This is a genomic window from Streptomyces sp. NPDC059534 (assembly GCF_042743475.1).
Lineage (GTDB): Bacteria > Actinomycetota > Actinomycetes > Streptomycetales > Streptomycetaceae > Streptomyces.
In genome coordinates, this window is record NZ_JBHWAQ010000001.1 from 182,608 (window position 1) to 201,842 (window position 19,235).

Consider the following 19,235-nt stretch of genomic DNA (forward strand, 5'->3'; position numbering starts at 1 on the left):
GTGTCCCGGCGCCGGGTCAACGGCCCTGGAGGGCCTTGACGTTGTTGCCGAAGGTCCAGTTCTTCGACCCGTCCCAGTTGGCCGACCAGGTCATGAGGCCCTTGAGCGCGCCGCCGTAGTGGTTCCACGCCTGGGCGACGGCCGTGGGCGCCATGTACCCGCCGCCGGCGCCCGGCTGGGCGGGCAGGCCGGGGACCTGCTTGTCGTACGGAACCCGGATGGTGGTGCCCTGGATCACGAGCCCGCGGTTGAGGCAGTCGGTCTGCGCGACGAACCCTGCGACGGTCCCGGCGGAGTAGGAGTCGCCGGAACACCCGTACATGCTGCCGTTGTAGTACTGCATGTTGAGCCACCACAGGCGGCCGTTGTCCGCGTACTTCTTGACGATGGGGAGGTACGCGCCCCAGATGGACCCGTAGGCGACGCTGCCGCCGGTGACGTACGCGGTCTCCGGCGCCATCGTCAGTCCGAAGCCGGCGGGCATGCGGGCGAGGACGCCGTCGATGATGCGCACCAGGTTGGCCTGCGAGGTGGAGAGGGTGCCGATGGACCCGCTGCCGACGAGGCCGGTCTCGATGTCGATGTCGATGCCGTCGAAGTTGTACGTCTTCAGGATCGGGACGACGGTCTCGACGAACCGGTCGGCGACGGTGCGGGAGCTGAGGTCGATCCCCGCGGCGGCGCCGCCGATCGACAGCAGGAGGGTGGCGCCGGCCGCCTTCGCCCGGCACATCTCCGCCGGGGTGGAGACGCGGACGGTGCTGTCCATGCCGTCCTCCCACAGCACCGTGCCGTCCGAACGGATCACGGGGAAGGCGGCGTTGACGACGTTGTAGCCGTGGGCCGCGAAGCGCGGGTCGTCGATGGGTGCCCAGCCGAAGGGCGGGTGGACGCCGTTGGCGGAGCCGTCCCAGTTCTCCCAGTACCCCTGGAGCACCTTCCCGGTGGGCTTCTGCTTGAGGGCACAGGTCTCCGCCGCGGGGGCCGCGGCGGCGGGGGTCAGGACGGCGCCGGCCGCGAGGGCGGTGGCGGCGAGCAGGGTGCTGAGACCCGCTCCGAGGATGCGGGTGATCCGAGGGCCTGGCATGCGTGCTCCTGAGGACGTGGGGGTGTTCCTAGGCTTCGCGCGCGCTCCAGCAGACCGTAGGTTGGTCCAGACCTTTCGTCAACCACCTCTGCTCGCAAGGGACTTATCGATGCGACGCCATGGGGTCGGGATCCTTCGAGCCGATCAGCACACCGGCCAGCAGCCCCGCGAGGACCAGGAGGCCGGCCGCGCACCAGAGGGCGACGGAGTAGCCGGCCAGCACCGCCGGCTCCGCCCGCTCGACAGCCTCGGCCAGCGCGTCGGGGAAGTCGTGCGGCCTGAGCAGATAGCCGCTCTCCAGAGGCTCCCGGAGGCCCTGCGGGACGTCGGACACGCCGGCCAGGCGGGCCGAGATCACCGCCGAGAGGAGGGCGCCGAGCAGCGGTGCGGCCAGCAGCCCCCCGAGGTTCTGGAGGGTGAGGACGATCGCCGCCGTCCCGCCGGCCTTCCCCGCGGGCGCCGCGCCGGTCGCCGTGGCGAGCAGCGGGGAGAGGGAGAGGCCGAGGCCGAGACCGACCAGGAGCAGGGCGGGCAGCACCAGACCGGTGTACGAGCTGTCCCTCTCCAGCCGGGTCAGCAGGGCCGTTCCGATCGCCGCGAGCAGCAGGCCCGGCGCGATCAGGTGACCGGGCGCCAGCCGGTGCTGGAGCCGCGCGGCGACCTGGGTGGAGACGATCAGCAGGGCGCCCGCCACGGGGAGCAGGGCGAGGGAGACCCGCGCGGGGGTGGGGATGTCGAGGGCGCCGGTCAGGTAGCGGTAGAGGACCAGGAAGAGGGTGGAGGTCGCCACGCCGGAGAGGGTCAGGACGAGGAGGGCGCCCAGGCGCCGGCGGTCCCCGAGGAGGAGCCGCGGGACGAGCGGGTCCGCCGCCCGGGTCTGCCACCAGGCGAACGCCCCGAGCAGGGCCGCCCCCGACACGAGGAGCAGCAGGGTCAGCGGCTGGGCCCAGCCCCCGGAGCCGTCCGTGGTCCCGGCGGCGTCCAGGCCGTAGCCGAGGGCGGCCAGGCCGCCGGTGCCGAGCAGCACGCCCGTCACGTCGAAGCGGGCGGGCGCACGGCCCCGCCGGTCGTCGGCGACGCCGCTCGCCAGCGCGGCCGCGAGAGCGGCGAGCGGCACGGTGCCGTAGAAGCACCATCGCCAGCCGAGGCCGTCGGCCAGCCAGCCGCCCGCGTAGTCGCCGATCACCAGGCCACCGCCGGCGATCACGGCGTACGCCCCGAAGGCCCGGCCCCGTTCCCCGGGGTCGGTGAAGCCGCCGGCCACCAGGGCCAGGGCCGCGGCGGACACCAGCGCGGCGGAGATCCCCATGAGGATCTGCGCCGCGACCAGCAGGGCGGTGGCGCTGGCCGAGCCGCCGGCGACGGCGGACACGGCGGCGCCGGCCAGGCCGACGAGCAGGGTCCTCCTGCGGCCGAGGAGGTCGGCGACGTGCCCGCCGAGCAGGAGCAGCGCGCCGAAGGACAGCGCCTGGGCCAGGAGCATGGTGCGCAGCACGCCGATGCCGGCGCCCAGGTCGGCCTGGGCGGCGGGGAGTGCCGCGTACATCGCCGACGAGCCGACCGCCACCAGGAGTTGCGCCGGCAGCGCCGCCACCAGTCCCCACCAGCGCTTCGGCGACGTCCCGGGGACGTCGGGCGGGAACGACGGAGGAGCCCCCCAACTCCCCGGCGCGGGACCGCCCGCCGGCCCGAAGCCCCCCGGTGGGCGGTGGTCGACGGGGGTGGTCGGGGTGTACGCCGGCGGCGGCTGGGGGAGCGGCCGCGGCTGGGACGGGATCCGCGGGTCCAGCGGGGCGGGCGTCGCCTCCAGCGGGGCGGGCGTCGCCTCCAGCGGGACGCGCGTCTCGGGCGTGAAGTCGAGCAGCCGGGCCGCGTGGCGGCCGAGCTGGGCCAGGACGGAGCCGGGCAGCCACTCCTCGGCCCGGTCGGTGACGGTGCGCGCGGCGACGTCGGCGGGCGTGGGCCGGCGCGCCGGATCCTTGTCCAGGCACGCCCGGACGAGGTCGACGAGCGAGTCCGGTACGCCGGTCAGGTCCGCCTCCTCCTCCGCGATCCGGAAGAGGTGCGCGTGGAGGCTGGTGTCCGAGGCGCCGAAGAGCAGCCGGCCGGTGGCGGCGTAGACGAGTACGGCGCCCAGGCAGAACACGTCACTGGCAGGGGTGAGTTCGAGTCCTCGCACCTGCTCCGGCGACATGAAGCCGGGAGAGCCGATCAGCATTCCGGTGCGGGTGCGCAGGCTGTCCCCGGCCAGGCCGTCCATGGCCCGCGCGATGCCGAAGTCGATGACCCGCGGGCCGTCCACCGTGACCAGCACGTTGGACGGCTTCAGGTCGCGGTGGATGAGCCCCGCCCCGTGGACCGACCGGAGGGCCGCGGCCAGCCGGTGGGCGAGCGTACGGACCGAGTGCTCGGGCAGCGGCCCGAAGTCCCGCGCGACCACGGTCGTCAGGTCGGGTCCCGGGATGTACTGGGTCGCCACCCAGGGCACCGGCGCCTCCGTGTCGGCGTCGAGGACGGCGGCCGTCCAGTCGCCCCCCACCCGCCGGGCGGCGGCGACCTCGCGCGCGAACCGCTGCCGGAACTCGGGATGTTGGGCGTGTTCGGCCTGCACGACCTTCACCGCGACCGTCCGCCCCGCTTCCGACCGCCCGAGGTACACCAGCCCCATGCCGCCGGCGCCCAGGCGGGCGATGAGTCGGTAGGGGCCGATACGCGTCGGATCTTCGGTGATCAACTGCTCCACGCCAGTAACATAGTTCAGCTCGCGCGTCCCCGCTCCGGATCACCCCGAACCATGGCCCACGTCACCGCGACGCAGCGCGGCCTGAAGCCGTCCGACGCGACGCGGCGGCCTCGCGGGGCGTCGTCAGCGGGTGGCGGGGGGCCGCGTGCCGATCGTGGCCCAGACCGTCTTGCCGTCGTCGGTGTGCCGCACGCCCCAGTCGTCGGCGATGGAGGCGCAGATCAGCAGGCCGCGGCCGCCCTCGTCGACCGCCTTCGCGTGACGCAGGTGCGGGGCGGCCTGGCCGGCGTCGGCGACCTCGCAGATGATTCCGGGGCCCTCCTTGAGAAGACGGAGGGTGACCGGCGCGGCGCCGTAGCGGATGGCGTTGGTGACGAGTTCGCTGACGACCAGGGTCACGGTGAAGGGGTCGACCGGGAGGTTCCACGCGGCGATGCGGTCCTCGACGAGCGTCCGGGCGGTGCCGACCGCCTCGAAGTCGAACGGGATCTCCCACTGGGCCAGTTCGTCGGACGACAGCCGGCGGGTCCGGGCCAGCAGGAGGACGCGGTCGGGGGCGAGGAGCCGTTCCACGTCGTCGGCCATCGCCTCCGGGCCGCGGTCGGGGCGGGCGAGCGCGGAGACGATCTCGTCCGTCCGGACGCCCTCGTCGCCGGGCGCGGGTGCGGAGGCCAGGCAGAGGGTGCTGCCCTCGGGGAGCACGACGGTGGCGCAGGCGAACGGCGGCCCCTCGTCGGCGCCGAGGAGGGGCCCGTCGTCGACCGGCCGGGCGTCCACCGTGCCGTCGGGCCGTATGACGGCGAAGAGGGAGGTGCCCGCGCTGGCGATGTCGATCCGGCCGTCGGCGGGGTCGTACACGGCGATCGTGCAGCTCGCGGTGGGCTCGTCGTCCGTCGGCCCCGTCGTGTGCTCGACGGAGAGCCGGCGGGTGGTGGTGTGCAGCCGGGCCAGGAGTTCGTGCGGGTCGAGATCGAGCGTGGTCAGGCTGTGGACGGCGGTCCGCAGCCGGCTCATCGTGGCGACGGCGCTCAGTCCCGGGTTCTCGACCTGTCCCACGACCAGGGCCACCCGGGCACAGGGCAGGGGGATCACGTCGTACCAGGAACCGGCGCCGGTACCGCCGGGGCGGTGCCGCTGGGCGACCTCGACGGCCCGCTGGGTGGCCTCCTGCTGGCGCAGGGGCCAGCTCTGGAGCGCGTACATCACGATGTGCTCGCGGGTGAACCGCAGGGCGTTCTCCAGGCAGGTCGCGGTGCGGGCGGCGATGGCGTCGGCGAGCGCGAGGTCGTCCTCCTCGTAGGGTGCGGCGTTCTCGCCCCGGTGGAAGGCGACGACTCCCAGCACCTGTCCGTGCGCCGTCAGCGGGGCCACAAGGCTCGTCCCGGTGCGCCCGCCGTCCGCCGAGGGGGCGCCGTCCGCCGCCGGCCCGGGCAGCAGGGCGGCCGACGTCGGCAGCGTGTCGCCGAAGATCCCCGGCAGCAGGACGGGGCCCACCTCCGGTACGGGCGGGCCCGCCGCCGACCGGCCGGCGGCGGCGCAGCGCAGCAGCGGGGCCGTGTCGCCGGTGTCCAGGGCGGGGTCCTTGCCGCGGAGGACGGCGTCGGTCAGGGCGACGACCACCGAGTCCGCGAACCTGGGCAGCGTCACGTACACCAGCTCGCGGGCGGTGCGCTCCACGTCCAGGCCGGTGCCTATCCGCTCGTGGGCGTCGTGGAGGAGGCCCAGCCGGGCGCGTGCCTGTTCGCGTTCGGTGACGTCGGTGCTGGTGACGGCCAGGCCGAGCGCGTGTCCGTCCCCGTCCTCCAGGCGGTGGACGGAGACGGAGAAGACGGGCGAGTGGTGCGTGCCGGAGTGTGGCGGGCCGGTGACCAGGAGGTCGTTCGCCGGACGGCCGGTGGCGAGGACCTCGCGCAGCACGGTCTCGTCGTACGACAGCCCGAAGGTATCGGCGTACGCCTCGGCCGCCGGCCTCCCGATGATCTGTTCCGTCGGGTTGCCGCGCAGCCGGGCGGCGACCTCGTTCATCTTGATCACGCGAAGGTCCCGGTCGAGGATGTGGAGCCCCACGTGGGACTGGGTGAAGACGGCCCCCAGGATCGCTTCGCCCCAGGTGTTCCCGCCGGTCGTGGCCAGTGCCTGTTCCGCGTTCACTCGCCCCTCCCACGGGATGTCCGGCCGGCCGACGGTCCTCGGGTGCGTCCGCCGCGCCCTGGCGCGGCGGACGGCGACGTGTCGATGACCTCCCGCCGCTCTCCCGAGCCTCTCTCATCGCGGCGCATCCCGCGAACGGAGGGGCGATTCAGAGGCCGCGGCGGTAGCGGTTCGCCACCGCCGCGACCATGAGGAGCGCACTGACGGCGCCGATGGCGAGGGTCAGGGTGCCCGCCTTGCCGCCGCTCATCGCCCAGCCGTTGCCGAGGAGCAGGGCGGTGCCGGCCACGCGGGAGGCGATCGTGTAGCCGCGGTGGCCGGCGCGGTGGAAGTGCCGGCCGAGGACGTAGCAGGCGGCGATCAGCGAGGTGAAGGTGACCGATCCGGCGGCGAAGTGGGCGTAGCTGTGCCAGGTGAGGGTGGCGGGCTGCCCGTAGGGGGTGCCCACGGGGAAGCCGTCGGCCGGGTCCATGACGAAGATCCCCGCGGCGATCATGCCGAGGCCGGCGATCCGCACCAGTCGTGGCGCCCAGGTGCTTCCGGCGGTGCCGTGCAGGGCCCTGCGCAGACCGGTCGCGCCGAGGGTGAGCAGGATTCCGGCGACCACGAAGTTGGTGATCTGGAGCCAGCCGAGCGAACCGTTGCTGAGCGCGCTCAGGGGGTGGCGGGTGATGTCGAAGCCGTCGCGGGTGGCGGCCTGGGTCAGGGCGACGGCCGCCCAGAGCGGGGAGGCCACGGCGACGCAGGCGAGCAGGGACCGGGTGGTGGTCCGGGCGGGGGTGGCGGTGGCGGCGGGGGAAGCGGCGGGGCGGTGGACCGTGGTCATGGCGGGGCCTCTCGGGTTCGTGCTGTCCGGTTGTCACTGACACGTCGAACCGGCCATGTGACAGGGAACGGCAGGCATTCCCTGTCACATGGCCTTGTTCGACGTACAGCCGGAAGCACCGCACGACGAGATGCGGTCGAGAAGGAAGAGGAATCCCATGCGCTACCTGATGACGAGCCGGCCGTCCGACACCGCCCCCGACGAGGCGCTGTACGTGGAGATGGGCCGGTTCATCGAGGAGCTGACGGCCTCCGGTGTGCTGCTGGCCACCGGCGGGCTGGAGCCGGGGGGCGTCCTGGTCTCCTCGGCCGGCGACGAGATCACGGTGACGGACGGGCCGTTCGCCGAGGCGAAGGAGGCCGTGGTCGGCTTCGCGCTGATCGAGGTCCGGTCCAAGGAGGAGGCGATCGAGCTGGCCCGTCGTTTCCGCCGGATCGTCGGCGACGGCGAGAGCGTCGTCCAGGAGGTCTTCGGCCCCTGAGCCGCGAGCACGACCGAGGCCCCAGTCACGACCAGGCCCCGGTCACGGCCGAGGCCCGGTCATGACCGGGGCCTGGTCACCACCAGGGGCCCAGTCACCACCGGGGCCTGGTCACCATGAGGGCCCGGTCACCACCGACGACCCGGACACGACCGGGGCAGCGCACCCTTCCCGGCTTGCGAGCGAGCCGGGGCGGGTGCTGTCATCGTGCCTGTGGTGAACGTCCATCGCACGATCGACGCGGTCTGGAAGCTCGAGTCGGCCAGGATCATCGCGGGGCTCACCCGGCTGGTGCGCGATGTCGGGCTCGCCGAGGAGCTGGCCCAGGACGCGCTCGTCGCCGCCCTGGAGCAGTGGCCCGTCTCCGGTGTGCCGGACAACCCGGGCGCCTGGCTGACGACCACCGCCAGGCGACGGGCCGTCGACCACATCCGGCGCTCGCAGCGGCTGACGCGCAAACAGGAGGAGCTCGCCCACGAGCTCGACCGGCAGCCGGAGCCCGAACAGGACGACGTGCTGCGGCTGATGCTCGTCTCCTGCCACCCGGTGCTGTCGACCGACGCCCGGGCGGCGCTCACGCTCCGGCTGCTCGGCGGCCTCACCACCGAGGAGATCGCCCGGGCGTTCCTCGTCACCGGCACCGAGGTCACCCAACGCGTCGCGGCGGCCAAGCGGACGCTGGCCGAGGCGGGCGTGGCGTTCGAGCTGCCGGAGGGCCCCGAGCTCGCCGGGCGCCTGGCGTCGGTTCTGGAGGTCGTCTACCTGATCTTCAACGAGGGGTACTCGGCGACCTCCGGCGACGACCTGATGCGGCCCGGCCTCTGTCTGGAGGCCCTGCGGCTGGGCCGGCTGCTGGCCGAGCTGGCACCCCGGGAGGCCGAGGTGCACGGCCTGGTCGCCCTCATGGAGATCCAGGCGTCCCGCTCGGCCGCGCGCACCGGGCCGTCGGGCGAACCCGTACCGCTGCACGAGCAGAACCGCGGCCGCTGGGACCCGTTGCTCATCCGCCGGGGGTTCACCGCGATGCTGCGGGCGAGGGAGGTCGGCGGCACACCCGGGGTGTACGTGCTCCAGGCGGCCATCGCCGTCTGCCACGCCCAGGCGCGGACCGCGGAGGACACCGACTGGGCGCGGATCGCCTCCTTGTACGAGACGCTGGCGCGTCTCCTGCCGACGCCGATCGTCCAGCTCAACCGGGCGGTGGCGCTCGGGATGGCGTACGGGCCGCAGGCGGGTCTCGACGTGGCCGACGGGCTGCTCGCCGATCCCGCGCTTCGCGACTACCACCTCCTGCCCAGCGTCCGGGGGGATCTGCTGGCCCGTCTGGGCCGCTCCGCAGAGGCGCGGCGGGAGCTCCTGCGGGCGGCGGCCCTGACCAGGAACGCCGCGGAGCGGGACTTCCTGCACCGGCGGGCCGACGCGTTCACCGAATCCGGGCCGTCCGGCCCCACGCTCGGCGAGGCCGCCCGGGCCTTCCTGGCCCGTGGGGATCTCGACGCGGCGACGGTCCACTCGTACGGGCAGACCCTCCGGCGCCTGTGTCTGGCACTCGGCGAGGGGCAGCCGCTGGCGTCGCTGACGGCGGGCCAGGTGGCGGGGGTGTTCACGACCGCGTGGGGCGGGGCGGCGGCCCGCACCTGGAACCGGCACCGCTCGGCCGTGCGGTCCTTCGGCGCGTGGGCGTCGCTGGACGGTCTCGGCGCGGAGCTGGAGCGCCGCCCCGAGACCGGCTCCCCGGCGGGGGCCCTGAGCCCGGCGCAGCTCGACGCGCTGTGGAACAGCCCGGAGCTGCCGCTGCGTGAACGGACGCTGTGGCGGCTGCTGCACGAGTCGGCCGCCGGGGTGAAGGCCGTGCTGTCGCTGAACGTCGAGGACCTGGATCTGGACGACCGCCGGGGCCGGGCGGGCGACACCTGGGTGGACTGGCGCTCCGGCACCGCCCGGCTCCTGCCGGGGCTGCTCGCGGGCCGGACCCGGGGACCCGTGTTCCTGTCGGAGCGGCGCCCCGGTCCGGCGCGGACGCCCTCGCGGGAGGACCTGTGTCCGGAGACGGGCCGCCGCCGACTGTCCTATGCGCGGGCCGAATTTCTTTTCAAGGAGGCCACCAGGGCGCTGGATCCGGAGGCGAACGGCTTCACCCTGCGCCGGCTCAAGCCCCAACCGGGGCCGGGCCGGGGCGAGTAGTTCGGGGGCTTGGGACGAGGGGCATTCAGGAAGCGCTTACTGCACGGTACTTCCTGGGGGGCGAGCAAGTTCGGACCTTCTTGGGCGCACTGGCGGAAAAGTATTCCCTTCAATGAATGCCGATCCGATCACGAGAGTTCCGAACTGATCAACAACGGATCTATAGTGCCGACGTTGCGACTCCCTTCCCCGTGTGCCCGCTCCCGAGAGTCTGGTTGATGTCGGCGTCACCCACCCCCTTCCGTCCTGCCCTGACCGCCTCGCTGCTGACCGCCGCCGCGGGTGGTGCGCTCTCCGCGGCCGCCGTCGCCGCGGCACCGGGCGAGGTCCGCGTCCCGCTCGGCTGGTTCGCCGCCTGCGGCATCCTGCTCCTCTCGGCCGCGGCCTTCGCCGTGACCTGGTACGGGCGGACCTCGCGCGTGCTGAGCCGGCGGGCCGAGACCCTCGCCGCCGAAGTCGCCTCCAAGGACGCGTACCTCGCCCGGTTCACGGCCTCCGCCGAGCGCGAGACGGCCACGCTCAAGGAACGCCAGGAGGCGGAGACCGCCGCCGCCCGGGCGGCCCACACGGCGCGGACCGAGGAACTCACCCGGTCCCACGCGTCCGGCATCGCCGAACTGGCCCGGGAACGGGCCGCCGAGACCGAGCGCTTCGAGGTCCGGCTGCGCCGCGCCGAGTCCGGCCGGTCCGCCGCCATGGCCGCCGCGGCCAACGCCGCCGGCCGCATGCAGGCGCTCGCCACGAGCATGCTCGCCGACCTGCGCGAGATGGAGAACCGGCACGCCGACGAGGACGTCCTCACCGACCTGCTCCACCTCGACCACCGCACCGCGCAGGCGGGCCGGCTCGCCGACTCCATCGCCGTGCTCAGCGGCGCCAGGTCCGGCCGGCGCTGGGCCCGCCCCATCGTCATGGAGTCGATCCTCCGCGGCGCCATGGGACGGATCAGCGGCTACCAGCGGGTGCGGCTGCACTCCAGCTGCGACGCGGCCGTCGCCGGGCACGCCGCCGAGGGCGTCATGCACGCCCTGGCCGAACTCATGGACAACGCGGCGAACTTCTCGCCGCCCACCGCCGAGGTGCACGTCTACGTCGAGGAGGTCCCGGCCGGCGTCATCATCGCCGTCGAGGACAGCGGCCTCGTGATGAGCGACGTGCAGCAGCGCCGCGCGGAGGCCGCCGTCGGCTCCGCCCCGCAGGACCTGGCCGGCCTCTCCGGCACCCGCCTCGGCCTCGCGGTCGTCGGCCGGCTGGCCCGCAAGCACGGCCTCACCGTGTCGTTCCGCCCCTCCGCGCGCGGCGGCACCGGCGCCCTCCTGATGCTGCCCCAGGAACTGATCAGCCACGCACCCGCGGAACCGGCGGCCCCGCCCGTCGACCCCCTGCCGCCGGTGTCGGGCCGCGGTCTGTCCGCACCCGCCTCGCCGGCCCCCGTCTCCGCACCCGCCTCGCCGGCCCTCGCCGGGTCCGCGGCCCCCCTCTCCGCGCCCGCTCCGGCGCCCGAGCCCGAGACCGTGCACGACAGCGCGGCCGAAAGCACCGGCGAGCACCCCGGGTTCGGCGAGAGCGGTCTGCCGCAGCGCCGCCGCGGCCGGGCCATGGCCGCCGCCCACCCCGAGGGGCCGGAAGCCGCCGGGAAGACGCCCGCCGAAGGCCCGCGCAGCGGCGCAGCGGCCGGGGCGGCGAACCGGTTCGGCACGTTCCGCCGCGCCGTCCGCGGCACCACCGCCCAGCCGGACGGCGAGCCGGAGGACGGCCCGGAGCGCGAGACCTCGTCCGTGCCGGGCGACCCCGTCCCGGTCGACTCCGCCCGTGTCGACTCCGCCGCGTCCGTCCCCGACGACCGTCCCGGCTCGTCCCCCTCCCTACCGTCCGATCCGGCCGGCCGGACGTCCGCCCCGCGGACACCGTCGCCGTCCTCGAACCCCCCGTACCCGGAAGGCACCTCGTAATGACCGGCTCCACCACCGACGAGAAGCTCAGCTGGCTCCTCGAGGGCCTGCTGGAACGCACCCCGGGCACCCGGCACGCCCTGGTGCTCTCCCGTGACGGCCTCAAGCTCTGCCGCACCCCCGAGCTGTCCGTCGACCAGGCCGACCAGCTCGCCGCGATCGCCGCCGGCATCCAGAGCCTGTCGCACGGTGCCTCCGTGGAGTTCGGCGACGGCACGGGCGGGGTCCGCTCCGCGATCGCCGAGTTCTACGGCGGCATCCTGTTCATCGTGGAGGCCGGCGAGGGCGCCCACCTCGCGGTCGTCGCCGACGAGGACGCCGACGCCGGCCTCGTGGGCCACAACATGTCCGAGCTGGTGGAGCAGTTGGGCGAGCACCTGGTCGCGAGGCCCCGGGGATGAGCCGCGGCAGGCCGGGCCGGGACGACTCCCCCGACCGGCTCTACACCCTGACCGGCGGCCGCAGCCGCGCCGGGTCCGACGCCTTCGACCTGGTGACCCTGGTGGTCTCCGAGAGCGACCCGGTCCCCGGCATGCAGTCGGAGCACGCCGCGATCCTGCGGATGTGCCGGTTCCCCACGGCGGTGGTGGAGGTCGCGGCCGGGCTCGGTCTGCCGGTGTCGATCACGCGGATCCTCCTGGCCGACCTGCACGACACCGGCCGGATCAGCGCCCGGCATCCCCGCGCGTCGTACCGCCTTCCCGATCACGACATCCTGGAGCAGGTGCTCGTTGGACTCCGTAACCTCTGAACAGCGCCAGACCCTGCACAGCACCGCCGACAACGGACTGAAGATCGTCGTCGTCGGCGGTTTCGGAGTCGGCAAGACCACCCTGGTCCGCTCGGTCAGCGAGATCCGTCCGCTGAACACCGAGGAGACGATGACCCAGGCGGGCGAGGGCGTCGACGACACCGTCGGCGTCGCCGCCAAGTCGGCCACCACGGTGGCGTTCGACTTCGGCCGGATCTCGCTCGACACCCACAACGTCCTGTACCTGTTCGGGGCGCCCGGCCAGGAGCGCTTCTGGTTCCTCTGGGACCGGCTGTTCTCCGGGACGCTCGGCGCGGTGGTGCTCGTCGACACCCGCCGGCTCGCCGACTCCTGGTACGCCATCGACCGCCTGGAGCACCACGGGACGCCGTTCGTCGTCGCCTGCAACGACTTCGGCGGTCCCGCCCACACCCCCGCCCAGATCCGCGGGGCCCTCGACCTCGCCGACGAGGTGCCGCTGGTCTTCTGCGACGCCAGGTCGCGCGAGTCCAGCAAGCAGGTCCTCATCTCGCTCGTCGAGCACCTGCGGACCGTCGTCGCCCCGGCCACGCGGCCGGTCCCGCAGCCGATCCCGGAGCCCGCCCCGTGACCCTCTCCGAGTACCCGCCCGTCCCCCTGAGCGGGCCGCGCTTCCAGACCGACCCCAACGAGCTGTACCGGCAGATCCGGCGCGAGCACGGGGCGGTCGCCCCCGTCGTGCTGGACGGCGACGTACCCGCCTGGCTGGTCCTCGGCTACCGCGAGCTCCACCAGGTCACCAGCGACCCGGTCCTGTTCTCCCGCGACTCCGAGCTGTGGAACCAGTGGGACGCCATTCCGGCGGACTGGCCCCTGCTGCCCATGATCGGCCGCAAGCAGCCGTCCATCCTCTACACCGTCGGCGAGCGGCACCGCGAGCGCGCGGCCGTCGTCTCCGAGGCCCTGGAGGGGATCGACCCGTTCGTGCTGAAGGAGCGGGCCGAGCGGTTCGCCGACGAGCTCATCGACGCGCTGTGCGGCAAGGGAGCCTGCGACATCATCGCCGAGTACGCGATGCTGCTGCCGGTGCGCGTCCTCGCCAGCGTCTACGGCTTCGCCGACGAGCAGGGGCCGGCGCTCGTCACCGCCATGAACGACATGATCAACGGCCAGGAGGGCGCGCTGGAGGGTCAGCGCCACCTGGCGGAGTCCATGTTCGCCCTGCTCGCCGCGAAGGCGGAGGCGCCGGGCGACGACGTGGCCTCCCGGATGCTCGCCAACACCGCCGGCTTCACGGTCGAGGAGGTCGCCCAGGACCTCATGGTGATGATGGCCGCGGGTCACCAGCCGACCGCCGACTGGATCGGCAACTCGCTGCGGCTGATGCTCACCGACGACCGGTTCGCCGCCTCGCTGTCCGGCGGCCGGCACAGCGTCGGCGAGGCGATGAACGAGGTGCTGTGGGAGGACACCCCCACCCAGAACGTCGCGGGCCGCTGGGCCTCGCGCGACACCCACCTCGGCGGGCGCCGGATCGGCCGCGGCGACCTGCTGCTCCTGGGCCTGGCCGCCGCCAACTCCGACCCGCACGTGCGGGCCGACGCGGGCCGGCTCACCGGCGGCAACAACGCCTACCTCTCCTTCGGCCACGGCGAGCACCGCTGCCCCTTCCCCGCCCAGGAGGTCGCCGAGACCATCGCCCGGACGGGGATCGAGGTGCTGCTCGACCGGCTGCCGGACGTCGACCTCGCGGTCGCCGGGAGCGCGCTCGCCCGCCGCCCCTCGCCCTGGCTGCGCGGTCTCACCGCGCTGCCCGTGACCTACACCCCGACCCCCGCCTTTGGAGCCCTCGGATGACCTGCCCGCACGCCCACGCCGCCGCGTCCGCCGCCGACGCCATCACCCTGGACCCGTTCGTCGCCGACCTGGACGGCGAGAGCGCCCGGCTGCGTGCCGCGGGCCCGCTGGCCCGCGTCGTCCTGCCCGGCGGTGTGGCCTGCTGGGCCGTCACCCACCACGCCGAGGCGCGGCGGCTGCTCACCGACGCCCGGCTGGTCAAGGACATCGACGTCTGGGGTGCCTGGCAGCGCGGCGAGATACCCATGGACTGGCCGCTGATCGGTCTCGCCAACCCCGGGCGTTCGATGCTGACGGTCGACGGCGACGAGCACCGGCGGCTGCGCACGCTGGTCGCGCAGGCGCTGACGGCGCGTCGGGTGGAGCGGCTGCGCGACGGCATCGAGGCCCTGACCACGGGCATGCTGGACCGGCTGGCGGAGCGTCCGGCCGGCGAGGTCGTCGACCTGAAGGCGGAGTTCGCGTACCCGCTGCCGATGAACGTGGTCAGCGACCTCATGGGTGTCGACCCGGTCGACCACCCGCGGATGAAGGCCCTGTTCGAGAAGTTCTTCTCGACGCAGACGCCGCCCGAGGAGGTGCCGCAGATGATGGCGGACCTGGGCACGCTCTTCGCGGGGATCGTGGCGGGCAAGGCGGAGAAGCCCGGGGACGACCTGACCAGCGCGCTGATCGAGGCGTCGGAGGACGGTGACCGGCTCACCACCGAGGAGATCACCAACACCCTCCAGCTGATGGTGGCGGCCGGGCACGAGACGACGATCAGCCTGATCGTGAACGCCGTCGTGGCCCTGGAGACCCACCCCGAGCAGCGCGCCCTGGTCCTCGCCGGCGAGGTGCCGTGGGCGAACGTGATCGAGGAGACCCTGCGCTGGTCGACGCCCACCTCGCACGTGCTGATCCGCTTCGCCGCCGAGGACATCGAGGTGGGCGACCGGATCCTGCCGAAGGGCGAGGCCCTGATCGTGTCCTTCGGCGCGATCGGCCGGGACGAGGAGCAGCACGGTCCGACGGCGGGCTCGTTCGACGTGACCCGGACGCCGAACCGTCACATCTCCTTCGGTCACGGCCCGCACGTCTGCCCGGGCGCCGCCCTGTCCCGCCTGGAGGCGTCGGTGGCGCTGCCCGCCCTGTACGCGCGATTCCCCGGGCTGCGTCTCGCCGTCGCGCGCGAGGAGCTGCGGAACAAGCCGGTCGTCACGCAGAACGACCTGTTCGACCTCCCGGTCGTGCTGGCCTGACACCCCCTGGGGGAGGGAGCCCGGCAGCGTAGCAGCGGGGCTCCCTCCCCGGACGGAGAATGCCCTACTCTCCGCGCCCGAACGTGTTCATGCGGTAGTCATGAGCCCGGGAGGGAACACTTTGATCTTCAGACTGAGCCGCCGCCGGAAGTCCGTCCCCACGAGCGGCGGGTGTCCGTACTCCGGTGCCGACGCCGCAGCGGCGGTGGGCGTGCCGCCCGGGCCGGCGCCGGACGCGTACGTCACGGACCGGCGGGAGGCGGAGGCGTTCCTCCGCCGGTTCCACGCGGAGCAGCCGGGCGCGGGCGACGTGGAGCGCCGGGTCCGCGCGGTGCGGTCCGAGATCGACCGCACCGGCGCCTACGAACACACCGGCGAGGAGCTGGCGTTCGGGGCACGGGTCGCGTGGCGCAACGCGGCCCGCTGCATCGGCCGGCTGTACTGGCGGAGCCTAGTGGTGCGCGATCTGCGGCAGGTGACGGCGGCCGACGACGTCGCCGCCCACTGCTTCGAGCACCTGCGGCAGGCCGGCAACGGCGGCCGGATCCGTCCGGTGATCTCCGTGTTCGCCCCGGACCGGCCGGGCCGGCCCGGGCCGCGGATCGTCAACGACCAGCTGGTCCGGTACGCCGGCCATCGCGCGCCGGAGGGCCGCTGGACCGGCGATCCGCGCAGCGCACCGCTCACCGACCGGGCCGTCGCGCTGGGCTGGAAGCGGGACGACGGCCCGTTCCAGGTGCTGCCGCTGATGGTCCGTGAGCGCCCGGACGCACGGCCGGAGTGGTACGAGCTCCCGGACGACGCCGTGACCGAGGTGGCGCTGAGCCATCCCGACCACGCGTGGTTCGCGGAGCTGGGGCTGCGCTGGTACGCGGTGCCGGCGATCAGCGACATGACGCTGGAGATCGGCGGTGTGCGCTATCCGGCGGCGCCGTTCAACGGCTGGTACATGGGCACGGAGATAGGCGCCCGCAACCTGGCCGACGCCGAGCGCTACGACCTGCTCCCGGTGGTCGCCGACCGGCTGGGGCTCGACCGGTCGTCGGAGCGGACGCTGTGGCGGGACCGGGCCCTGGTCGAGCTCAACGTGGCGGTGCTGCACTCCTTCCAGGAGGCCGGGGTGACGATGGCCGACCACCACACCGAGTCCGAGCGCTTCCTCCGCCACATCGACCGGGAGGGCCGGCTCGGCAGGGCCACTCCCGCCGACTGGAGCTGGATCGTTCCCCCGGTCTCCGGTTCGGCCACCCCGGTCTTCCACCGCTACTACGACCCGGTGGACCCCTCCCTGCGGCCGGCGTTCCTCCCCCGCACCCCGTGAGCGGCGCGGGTCTCAGGCCGTGGCGCCGCTCTCCAGGATGCCTTTGAGGGTGCGTTCGTCCTTGGGCATCTCCTTGCGCACGTGCGGGCGGACGACCAGGGGGACGAGGGCCTTTCCGATGCCGTGTCCCTCGAAGTCGAGGGAGAGGGTGAGGCGCGACCGCTCGCCGTCGTCGAGGGGCTCGATCCTGCCCTGGACGTCCCCGCGTACGGGGCCGTCGATGCCGTGCACGTGCCAGTGCCGCGGCGGGTCGAGCTCGACGACCTGCATGGTCGTGGTGATCTCGCGCCGGCCGAGGCGCCGGGTGACGGCGACCTTGGAGCCGACGCCGAAGGGGGCGTCGCCGAGCCTGCGGACGGAGACCGCGCTCTCCTGCCACTCGGGCAGATGCGTGGGGTCGGTGACGTAGCCGAACACGTCGGCGGGCTTGCGGGAGATGTCGATGGACTGCGTGATGGCGGCCATGATGCCTTCTTCGTCCGACGGGTGAGCCCGCCGGTATCCGCTCACCGACGCGGACTCACTGTCGCTTCACACGAATTGTCCCACTCGGGGCGAGGTCCGGCCAGAGCCGATCTGAGTAGCGGTACTCATGCCCGGGCCGGGCCCCGGCGGGACCATGGCGCCAGGGGTGCCCGGTCGGTCGGGCCGGGCCCGGAGGGGGCGGCATGCGCAAGGTCGTGGGCGGGTTGCTGGTGGCGGGTCTCGCGGTCGGCGGGCTGGTGCTCGCGTACGCGGTGGGGGCTCCGCCGGGCACGGTGCTCGCCGTCGGGGCGGGCGTCCTCGCGCTGCTCTGGCTCCTGCTGCTCCTGACGGCGCCATGGAACCTGTACTTCCGGGCCCACGCGGTGCTCGCCGAGATCACGGTGAGCCGGGCGAAGGGGATCGCCGTCCCGAAGGAGCGGGACACCGAGGCGCGGCGCATCGCGCGGGTGATGCTGCGGGTCGCCGTCGCCGGGCACCTGGCGACGGCCGCCGTCGCGGTGGCGGCCGCGGCGGCGACCGGGCACGAGGCGGGTTACTGGTGTGCCGGCTTCTTCCTCCTGAGCACGTTCCTCAGGCCGGCCGGCGCGTACTTCGGGCAGCTGCGGCGCAGGCTCGGCACGCTCCTCAGGGAGGTGACGTACCCGCGTGACGACGTGGTGGCGCTGCGCGATCGGGTGGCCGCCCTGGAGGGCGGCGCCGCGGTGCAGGAGGGCAGGGCGGAGGAGCAGTACCGGGCCCTCGCCGAGCTGCGGCGCACCGCGGACGCCATCGGCCTGTCCGCGCACGAGCGCGCCGACGCGACGGACCGGAGGATCGCCGCCCTGACGCGGGAGTTCGAGGCGACGGTGAACCGCCTCACCGACAACGAGGAGATCATCACCGGTCTCAAGGCGTTCCTGAGGCTGCTGCGCGCCACCGGCACCGTGGACGGCTCCGCGCTCTCGTGACCGGGGGCCGGCTCACCCGCTTGCCGGTCCCCAGGTTGCGGCTAATGTCGATATATAGGCCACAGGTTCTTCCAGCTGCCGTGGTCCCACGGCGCGGGGAAGGGGGGCGGACGAAAGGAGCCTCCCATGACCCGAACGTTGCGGGCTGCCATAGCCCTGGCCGGAGCCGCCGCATTCTCCCTGAGCGCGGTGGCGACCAGTGGCGCGGCCCAGCCGGGCACGGGGTCGGCGGCACAGGACGACGTGAGGATCGGCCTGCTGCTGCCGGAGAGCAAGACCACGCGGTACGAGAAGTTCGACCGCCCCTATATCGAGGCCAAGATCAAGGAACTGGCTCCCGGGGCCCAGATCGACTACTACAACGCCGCTGAGAGCGCCACGACCCAGCAGCAGCAGGTCAACACGGCGCTCGCCAAGGGCGACAAGGTCCTCATCCTGGACGCCGTGGACGCCAAGTCGATCCAGTCCTCGGTACAGAAGGCCCATGACGCGGGCGTGAAGGTCGTCGCGTACGACCGGCTCGCGCAGGGCCCCGTCGACGCCTACGTCTCGTACGACAACAAGAAGGTCGGCGAACTCCAGGGCAAGGCCCTCCTCGACGCGCTGGGCGACAAGGCCGGGAGCGGCGAGATCGTGATGCACAACGGCTCGCCGACCGACCCGAACGCGGCGGAGTTCAAGGCGGGCGCGCACTCGGTCCTCGACGGCAAGGTGAAGATCGGCAAGGAGTACGACACGCCGAACTGGGACCCGAACAACGCCAACCAGCAGATGTCCGGCGCCATCAGCGCCCTGGGCAAGGACAAGATCGTCGGCGTGTACTCGGCCAACGACGGTCTCGCCGCGGGCATCGCGACCGCCCTCAAGTCGGCAGGCATGAACGTGCCGCTGACCGGTCAGGACGCCCAGCTCGACGCGATCCAGCGGATCCTGCTCGGCACCCAGACCATCACGGTCGAGAAGCCCTACAAGCCGGAGGCCGACATCGCCGCGACGATGGCCGTCGACCTGGCCGAGGGCAAGCCGATCCCGGCCGACCTGACGCCCACCACCGTCACCAGCGGCAGTGACAACAAGGTCCCGGCGAACCTGCTGACCCCCGTCGTGGTCGACAAGACCAACATCAAGGACACCGTCGTCAAGGACGGCCTGTACACGGTCGACGAGATCTGCACCCCGACCTATGCGGCGGCCTGCAAGGCGGCCGGTCTGCAGTAGGGACGAGCGCC

Annotated in this window: 16 protein-coding genes; 11 read left to right on the forward strand and 5 right to left on the reverse strand. The window is 73.6% G+C overall.

The annotated features are described in order from the left end of the window. Positions 1–16: 16 nt before the first annotated feature. From ACFVZH_RS00740 to ACFVZH_RS00755, 4 genes are all read right to left on the reverse strand, one after another. Entirely contained in the window at positions 17–1,087 is a 1,071-nt protein-coding gene (locus ACFVZH_RS00740) for a chitinase (protein ID WP_384890972.1), read from the reverse strand. A 103-nt stretch (positions 1,088–1,190) separates the two neighbouring features. After that, on the reverse strand, positions 1,191–3,830 hold the full coding sequence (locus ACFVZH_RS00745) for a bifunctional serine/threonine protein kinase/MFS transporter (RefSeq protein ID WP_384890975.1): 2,640 nt from the start codon (positions 3,828–3,830) through the stop codon (positions 1,191–1,193). A 123-nt stretch (positions 3,831–3,953) separates the two neighbouring features. After that, on the reverse strand, positions 3,954–5,981 hold the full coding sequence (locus ACFVZH_RS00750) for a SpoIIE family protein phosphatase (RefSeq protein WP_384890978.1): 2,028 nt from the start codon (positions 5,979–5,981) through the stop codon (positions 3,954–3,956). Between the two features lie 148 nt (positions 5,982–6,129). Beyond that, a complete protein-coding gene (locus tag ACFVZH_RS00755; protein WP_384890981.1) occupies positions 6,130–6,807 on the reverse strand; it encodes a DUF998 domain-containing protein in 678 nt (225 codons plus the stop codon). A gap of 157 nt (positions 6,808–6,964) precedes the next feature. On the opposite strand from ACFVZH_RS00755, the gene ACFVZH_RS00760 reads away from it, so the two are divergent. From ACFVZH_RS00760 to ACFVZH_RS00800, 9 genes are all read left to right on the forward strand, one after another. Then, the gene (locus ACFVZH_RS00760) at positions 6,965–7,288 is read left to right on the forward strand and encodes a YciI family protein (RefSeq protein ID WP_384890984.1); all 324 of its coding nucleotides are present in this window, start codon (positions 6,965–6,967) and stop codon (positions 7,286–7,288) included. A 216-nt stretch (positions 7,289–7,504) separates the two neighbouring features. After that, complete coding sequence (locus ACFVZH_RS00765; RefSeq protein WP_384890987.1) at positions 7,505–9,472, forward strand: sigma-70 family RNA polymerase sigma factor; 1,968 nt, start codon at positions 7,505–7,507, stop codon at positions 9,470–9,472. A gap of 218 nt (positions 9,473–9,690) precedes the next feature. Next, a complete protein-coding gene (locus ACFVZH_RS00770) occupies positions 9,691–11,424 on the forward strand; it encodes an ATP-binding protein (RefSeq protein WP_384890990.1) in 1,734 nt (577 codons plus the stop codon). Then, positions 11,424–11,825 (forward strand): roadblock/LC7 domain-containing protein, encoded by a 402-nt coding sequence (locus ACFVZH_RS00775; protein WP_017236514.1) that lies wholly within the window; start codon positions 11,424–11,426, stop codon positions 11,823–11,825. The genes ACFVZH_RS00770 and ACFVZH_RS00775 overlap by 1 nt, the downstream gene beginning before the upstream one ends. After that, on the forward strand, positions 11,822–12,175 hold the full coding sequence (locus ACFVZH_RS00780) for a DUF742 domain-containing protein (RefSeq protein WP_384890993.1): 354 nt from the start codon (positions 11,822–11,824) through the stop codon (positions 12,173–12,175). Before ACFVZH_RS00775 ends, ACFVZH_RS00780 begins: the two co-directional genes overlap by 4 nt. Further along, positions 12,156–12,785 carry an ATP/GTP-binding protein gene (locus tag ACFVZH_RS00785; protein ID WP_384890996.1) on the forward strand — a complete coding sequence of 210 codons (630 nt, stop codon included), beginning with the start codon at positions 12,156–12,158 and terminating at the stop codon, positions 12,783–12,785. The genes ACFVZH_RS00780 and ACFVZH_RS00785 overlap by 20 nt, the downstream gene beginning before the upstream one ends. Then, positions 12,782–14,011, forward strand: coding sequence for a cytochrome P450 (locus ACFVZH_RS00790; RefSeq protein ID WP_384890999.1), 1,230 nt, complete (start codon positions 12,782–12,784; stop codon positions 14,009–14,011). Before ACFVZH_RS00785 ends, ACFVZH_RS00790 begins: the two co-directional genes overlap by 4 nt. Beyond that, the gene (locus tag ACFVZH_RS00795; protein ID WP_384891002.1) at positions 14,008–15,252 is read left to right on the forward strand and encodes a cytochrome P450; all 1,245 of its coding nucleotides are present in this window, start codon (positions 14,008–14,010) and stop codon (positions 15,250–15,252) included. Before ACFVZH_RS00790 ends, ACFVZH_RS00795 begins: the two co-directional genes overlap by 4 nt. Positions 15,253–15,352: 100 nt before the next feature. Next, positions 15,353–16,573, forward strand: a complete 1,221-nt coding sequence (locus tag ACFVZH_RS00800; RefSeq protein ID WP_384891005.1) for a nitric oxide synthase oxygenase — start codon at positions 15,353–15,355, stop codon at positions 16,571–16,573. Positions 16,574–16,585: 12 nt separating this feature from the next. Here the strand turns inward: ACFVZH_RS00800 and ACFVZH_RS00805 are convergent, their stop codons facing one another. After that, the gene (locus ACFVZH_RS00805; RefSeq protein WP_384891007.1) at positions 16,586–17,038 is read right to left on the reverse strand and encodes an SRPBCC family protein; all 453 of its coding nucleotides are present in this window, start codon (positions 17,036–17,038) and stop codon (positions 16,586–16,588) included. A 203-nt stretch (positions 17,039–17,241) separates the two neighbouring features. Between ACFVZH_RS00805 and ACFVZH_RS00810 the strand changes: the two genes are divergently transcribed. Further along, the gene (locus tag ACFVZH_RS00810) at positions 17,242–18,006 is read left to right on the forward strand and encodes a hypothetical protein (protein ID WP_384891010.1); all 765 of its coding nucleotides are present in this window, start codon (positions 17,242–17,244) and stop codon (positions 18,004–18,006) included. A gap of 126 nt (positions 18,007–18,132) precedes the next feature. Beyond that, on the forward strand, positions 18,133–19,224 hold the full coding sequence (locus tag ACFVZH_RS00815) for a sugar ABC transporter substrate-binding protein (RefSeq protein WP_384891013.1): 1,092 nt from the start codon (positions 18,133–18,135) through the stop codon (positions 19,222–19,224). Positions 19,225–19,235 lie beyond the last annotated feature (11 nt).